Genomic DNA, 5802 nt, shown 5'->3' on the forward strand with positions numbered 1-5802 from the left:
ACACCCCACACCCCACACCCCACCCCCCAACCCCCAACCCCCAACCCCCAACCCCCACCGAAAAACTTTTTCAGCAGACCCTATCTAGTCTTTCCGGTAAACTGGCGATCGAGTTGACAATCAATAAAATTACTGTTTCCCGACGACGCGATGAAACCCTACCAAAAAATTCCTATTCGTGAATGCGGGGAACCCCTAGTACCTATACCCGCAGATAAGTTTGTTATACCTTCTCCCCATGCTTACGAGAAATTAGGGGCTAATTATCGGGGTAAATCTCCCTATTTTTTGCGACAAGGGGTGTTAAATGCTCTGATTGAGGCTCAAAACCGTCTGCAAGTCTATCAACCTGGTTGGCAAATTTTGATTTTTGATGCCTATCGACCGCTGGAAGTGCAACAATTTATGGTCGATTATACTTTTCAGACTCTCCTAGACACAAGAGGATTAGCCAAAGAGAAACTATCGGAGGCAGAAAGTCAAGGGATTTTAACAGAAGTTTACACTATTTGGGCGGTTCCCAGCGATAATGCCGCCACTCCGCCTCCCCATAGTACCGGAGCGGCGATCGATATTACCCTAGTTGACGAGAAGGGACAAGCCATCGACATGGGGGGAGAAATCGATGAGATCGGAGAGCGATCGCATCCCGATTATTATATCGCCGCAAAAAGCCCGCGAGAACAGAGTTATCATCAAAAACGAGTTTTATTGGCTAAAGTGATGGAGGAGGCGGGATTTAGTCAACATAAGGGGGAATGGTGGCATTTTTCCCTAGGGGATCAGATGTGGGCCTGGTCGCTCGATCGAGCCTACGCCATCTATGGCAGAGTGGAGGATTAAGTAGGGTTTGCGGCAAAAAGTTTCTTGTGGGGACAGGGTGTGGGGTGTGGGGTGTGGGGTGTAGGTTTTTACCGATTCTCATCTGGTCAATTACCTAATTTTCAGAGAAAAAGTGCCTAAATTTTCCCCCGATCACTCCCAGATCCGGTACTTCTTGATTGACAAAAGGTCTAAAAGTCTTACCCAACAAGGTTTTAAGATTTATTCAGCTAACCCTAGATCAATACTGATATACTAACAAAAGAAGACTCAAAGCTTACACCGACTCCCGATCAACGATCGCCAAAATTTGATCAACAAAAGCTTGGTGATCAACCACGGGTTTAGAAATATAACCATCGGCCTGACTCTGCTTGAGAAAATTCTCTCGATCGCCCTCCATAGCGTGAGCGGTGACGAGAATAACAGGTAAATCGGCGGTTTCGGGGTTAGCTTTGAGAATTTGGCTGATTTTAATGCCATCTACCGCTTTCCCTTCATAGACACTATGGGAGAGGGAGACATCCATTAAGATCACGTCCGCTTCCTTGTCCCGAGCAATACGAAGCACCTCCTCCACGTCTTCAGTCCCTTTAACCTCTAGACCACCTCGTTTGGTCAAAATTTTGGCAAAAACGCGAAAATTAATCGGGTCGTCTTCTACAATCAAAACAGTCGTCATAGGGATGCTCAGGGATAAACAAGGTCAAAACGGGCAAAATGCCTTATGATTCACAGCTAGACAGATTGAAAACGAGAGACTCATGGCCAAACAACTGGATTTCTTAGCTAGTGGTCAAATTATACCCACGGCTTTACACCAAGAGATGGAACGCTCCTATCTAGAATATGCCATGAGTGTGATCGTGGGGCGAGCGTTGCCGGATGTACGGGATGGCTTAAAACCAGTACATCGTCGCATATTATACGCTATGCACGAACTGGGTTTAACCCCCGATCGCCCTTTTCGCAAATGTGCGCGGGTGGTGGGGGATGTCTTGGGTAAATATCATCCCCACGGCGATCAGTCAGTGTACGAGGCACTGGTTCGTATGGTACAGGATTTTTCCAGTCGTTACCCACTTTTATCGGGCCATGGTAACTTTGGTTCGATCGATAACGACCCCCCAGCAGCCATGCGTTATACAGAAACCCGTTTGGCCGGCATCGGTGATCAAGCGGTTTTGGGGGGAATTAGCGAAGCTATCGTTAATTTCAACAGTAATTTTGATAATTCTCAACAGGAACCCGTTGTTTTACCCGCTCAGTTACCGATACTCATTCTTAATGGTTGTTCAGGTATTGCGGTGGGGATGGCGACTAATATTCCTCCCCATAATTTAGGGGAAGTGGTGGAAGGTTTAATCGCTTTGATTGATAATCCCGATTTAAGCGAGGAAAAGTTAGTAGAAATTATCCCCGGGCCCGATTTTCCCACGGGAGGCGAGATTTTAGATGATACCGGCATTCGCGAGGCTTATCGCACCGGTAGGGGGATTATTCCCGTGCGCGGAGTGGCGAAAACTGAAACAATTATCATTGAGGGCAAGCGCCGAAGGGAAAGGACGGCAATTGTGGTTACTGAGTTGCCTTTTCAGGTGAATAAGGCGGCATGGATTGAAAAAATCGCCGAATTAGTCAATTTAGGGAAATTGGAGGGAATTGCCGATATCCGCGATGAAAGCAATCGCGAAGGCATTCGGGTGGTGATTGAATTAAAGCGGGAAAGTCAACCGCAGCAGGTTTTGGCGGCTTTATACCAACAAACGGCCCTACAGACTAATTTTGGGGCGATTATCCTCGCTTTGGTCGATAATCAACCCCGGCAGTTATCTTTAAAACAAGTTTTACAGGAATTCTTGCGCTTTCGAGAAACAACTCTCACCCGTCAGTATGGCGATGAGTTGCAACAGGCCAGCGATCGCTTACACTTAGTCGAGGGTTTATTATTAGCTTTGCAGAATATCGATCGAGTGGTGGATATTCTCAAAAATGCTCCCGATGGGACGACGGCTAAGTACCGTTTTCAGGCAGAATTGGGCATTAGTGACGCTCAAGCTGATTCTATCTTGGCTATGCCCCTACGTCGTCTAACTGGTTTGGAAAGACAAAAATTAGAGACGGAAGCGACGGAATTACAAACAAAAATTCAACAGTTGGAAACTCTCCTCCATAACCGTCAGGAGTTTCTCAAGTCTCTGAAAAAAGAATTGCGCTCTTTAAAGAAAAAATTCGCCGATAGCAGACGGACAAAAATTCGCACTGGGAAGTCGGGAGCAGGGAGCAGTCAGAAGGGAGCGGGGACAAAGGAGCAGTCAGCAGGGAAGAAACAGGATTCTGTGGTTAAAAAGCAGGAGTCAGTCCCGATGAAAAAATTTTCACCCCCACAGATGAAAGAGGTTTCCTTCCCTACACCCCACACCCCACACCCCACACCCTCTTTCGAGGCAGAAGTTAAAAAACAGGAGAATAAAGTTAAGAAAAAGTCTGAGAGTGAGAATGCACCGAGTTTAAGCCTATTTACGCCCCAAGAACCCCCAGAAAATGCGATTTTATTGCTTGATGCCGAAGATAAAATTAGTTGGACGACACCAGAAGAGCGAGCGCCGGACCGGGGTTTAATTATCTATCAACAGGCGATCGAAAAACGGGAAAATTTCCTAGTTATCCTCGATAATGCTAAAGCTTACCCGATTGCTACCCGGGAAGTTCCTCCAAAAGACAATCAACCGGTGTTAATCGACCGTCTGCTGACCAAAACCGCCCAAAAAGATTCAGAAGCCGTGTTAAATCAATTTTTCTTGACGGAACCTCAAAAAAATCAAGAATTGCTTTTACTGAGTCAACAGGGGCGAATAAAGCGGCTTTCCATCGATGAATTAGAGGGGGTCGGTAGTCGGGGTTTGTCCCTCATGAAATTGAAAGAAGACGATCGCCTATATGGCGCTATTTTTACTCACGAGGGCCTGGACTTAGCGATCGCCACCAGTAGCGGTCGGGTGTTGCGTTATCCCGTGCGCGAGGAATTATTGCCAATTATGGGTAAATCTGCCCAGGGTTTAGCAATTTTGCGATTGCGCTACGGGGAAAATCTAGCTGGTTGTGTTTCTCTCCCTCATCGGGAAAATCTGCTGCTGATTTCGGGATTAGGTTACGGGAAAAGACTGGCGATCGAGAATTTACGTCTATCACAATTAGGCGATCTTGGTTCACCCGCTTTACAATTCGTTAACAAACAGGATAGTTTAGTGGCCATGGTAGCGGCGCAGGAGGGGAGTATAGTGTTATTAAGTACCAATCAGAATCGAAAACTACCCTTAGAGGTAGAGACTGTGACAGTTACGGGTAAAGACGGGACAGGTTCACAATTAGTCAAACTCAACCCCGCAGAAAAAATTATCAAAGTACAATTGTTACACCGTCTCTAACAATGGCGAAAAAACCGAAAAATGTTGCCCGTAAACACCGGCATTGGCAAAGATGGTTAAAAATAACTCCGATTCTGGTTTTTGGGTTTATTATCCTTAATTTAGCGATTAATTTAGCCATCCGCTGGCCAATTAATCAACAAAAACCCATTGATGCCATCTTAGTTTTGGGGGGCAGCATTCGTCGGGAAATTTATGTAGCCAATCTAGCCCAGCAATACCCCGATATACCGATTTTAATTTCCCAAGGCTCGAAAGACCCCTGTATTTTATTACTATTTGAACGGGCAAAAGCGCCAAAAACTAACGTCTGGTTGGAAAAGTGTGCTGATTCTACCTTCGGCAATTTTTTCTTTGCCGTGCCAATTTTAAAACAATGGGGAGTACATAAAGTAAAAGTTGTCACCTCTCCCACTCATTTACCCCGCGCTAAATGGTTAGCAGAAATTCACTTGCAATCCCATGGTATAGCAGTAGAAATCGATGCAGTCCGAGAAATTGGTATCCCGGGTAATAACGAATCAAAGCTAAAAACTGGGTTAGATGTGACTAGAAGTATAATTTGGGCTTTTGTGGGACAATTAATCTATCCCCCCTGTTGGCAAGTCATTCCCTTAAATTCCGTTGATTTAGAAGCTTGGCACGATGAAGGTTTTCAATGTGAATCTCAAGGTAGGATCAAGTAAACAATCTTCTCCCAGTTAGTTTTTTAGCGGCTGCATCCCATTTTTGTAAATCTACTAACTTGGGATTTTTAAAGGCAAACTCTCTCTTCCCACTTGCCACTTTCCTATACCTTTTAACTAGGGTTTGCGGCAAAAAGTTTCTTGTGGGGACAGGGTGTGGGGTGTGGGGTGTGGGGTGTAGGTTTTTACCGATTCTCATCTGGTCAATTAGCTAATTTTCAGAGAAAAAGTACCTTAATTTTCCCTGAAAATTAGGTAGTTGACCACCTGAAAATCGGTAAAACCCATCCCCCATCCCCCAACCCCCAACCCCCAACCCCCAACCCCCACCGAAAAACTTTTTCAGCAGACCCTAATTAATAAAGTGAATCGCTTTATGGTCAAAAATGCGAGATAAATAAAGGGAGAAGAAAACACCGCAAAAAAGTTAGAAAGTGAAAGCCAAAGTCAACCCGAAAATCGAGGCAAATTAATTTTAGATGCAAGTTGTGCCCCGGCAGATATTAGTTATCCTACGGATTTAAACCTGTTAAATCAAGGAAGAAAACAAACCGAAAAAATTATTGATATTCTCTGGGAAACTTTAAAAGGAAAACTTGTTCAAAAACCGAGAACCTATCGTCTCCTAGCCAGAAAAAGTTATTTAGAAGTAGCAAAAAAAAGAAAACCTACCGCCAAACAAAGACGATAGGTTCCCTGAAAAAACAGCGGCAATGTCTGAAAAGAAATCTCGACCATATTGAACAACTTTTAGCAGAAGGAGCCTCTCTACAAAGCTTGAAAAAAAGAGACTATAAACTGTTGTTAGTAGTCACAGAAGTTTATCGCCAACAACTCTGGATGTACCAAAATAATAAACAGAGTAT

Annotated in this window: 4 protein-coding genes and 3 pseudogenes; 6 read left to right on the forward strand and 1 reads right to left on the reverse strand. The window is 44.7% G+C overall.

Annotated features, from left to right (window positions below; all coding sequences use genetic code 11):
• The 3 genes and pseudogenes from IM479_RS17665 to IM479_RS23100 all read left to right on the forward strand — a co-directional run.
• Positions 1–182 (forward strand): annotated as a pseudogene (locus IM479_RS17665) (hypothetical protein); the annotation flags it as partial.
• Positions 151–843: a M15 family metallopeptidase gene (locus IM479_RS17670; RefSeq protein ID WP_287685171.1), complete on the forward strand. Its 693-nt coding sequence runs from the start codon at positions 151–153 to the stop codon at positions 841–843. The pseudogene IM479_RS17665 and the gene IM479_RS17670, both read left to right, overlap by 32 nt.
• Before the next feature lie 37 nt (positions 844–880).
• A pseudogene (locus IM479_RS23100) lies at positions 881–1081 on the forward strand (hypothetical protein).
• A gap of 18 nt (positions 1082–1099) precedes the next feature.
• On the opposite strand, the gene IM479_RS17675 reads toward IM479_RS23100, so the two are convergent.
• Positions 1100–1504: a response regulator gene (locus IM479_RS17675; RefSeq protein WP_286823950.1), complete on the reverse strand. Its 405-nt coding sequence runs from the start codon at positions 1502–1504 to the stop codon at positions 1100–1102.
• Between the two features lie 82 nt (positions 1505–1586).
• Here IM479_RS17675 and IM479_RS17680 point away from each other — a divergent pair, with 82 nt between their 5' ends.
• The 3 genes and pseudogenes from IM479_RS17680 to IM479_RS17690 all read left to right on the forward strand — a co-directional run.
• A complete protein-coding gene (locus IM479_RS17680) occupies positions 1587–4250 on the forward strand; it encodes a DNA gyrase/topoisomerase IV subunit A (RefSeq protein WP_287685170.1) in 2664 nt (887 codons plus the stop codon).
• 2 nt (positions 4251–4252) lie between these two features.
• Positions 4253–4936 (forward strand): YdcF family protein, encoded by a 684-nt coding sequence (locus IM479_RS17685; protein ID WP_287685169.1) that lies wholly within the window; start codon positions 4253–4255, stop codon positions 4934–4936.
• Positions 4937–5288: 352 nt separating this feature from the next.
• Positions 5289–5802 (forward strand): annotated as a pseudogene (locus IM479_RS17690) (IS5/IS1182 family transposase); the annotation flags it as partial.

The organism is Microcystis sp. M165S2 (assembly GCF_020245885.1).
Classification (GTDB): Bacteria; Cyanobacteriota; Cyanobacteriia; order Cyanobacteriales; family Microcystaceae; genus Microcystis.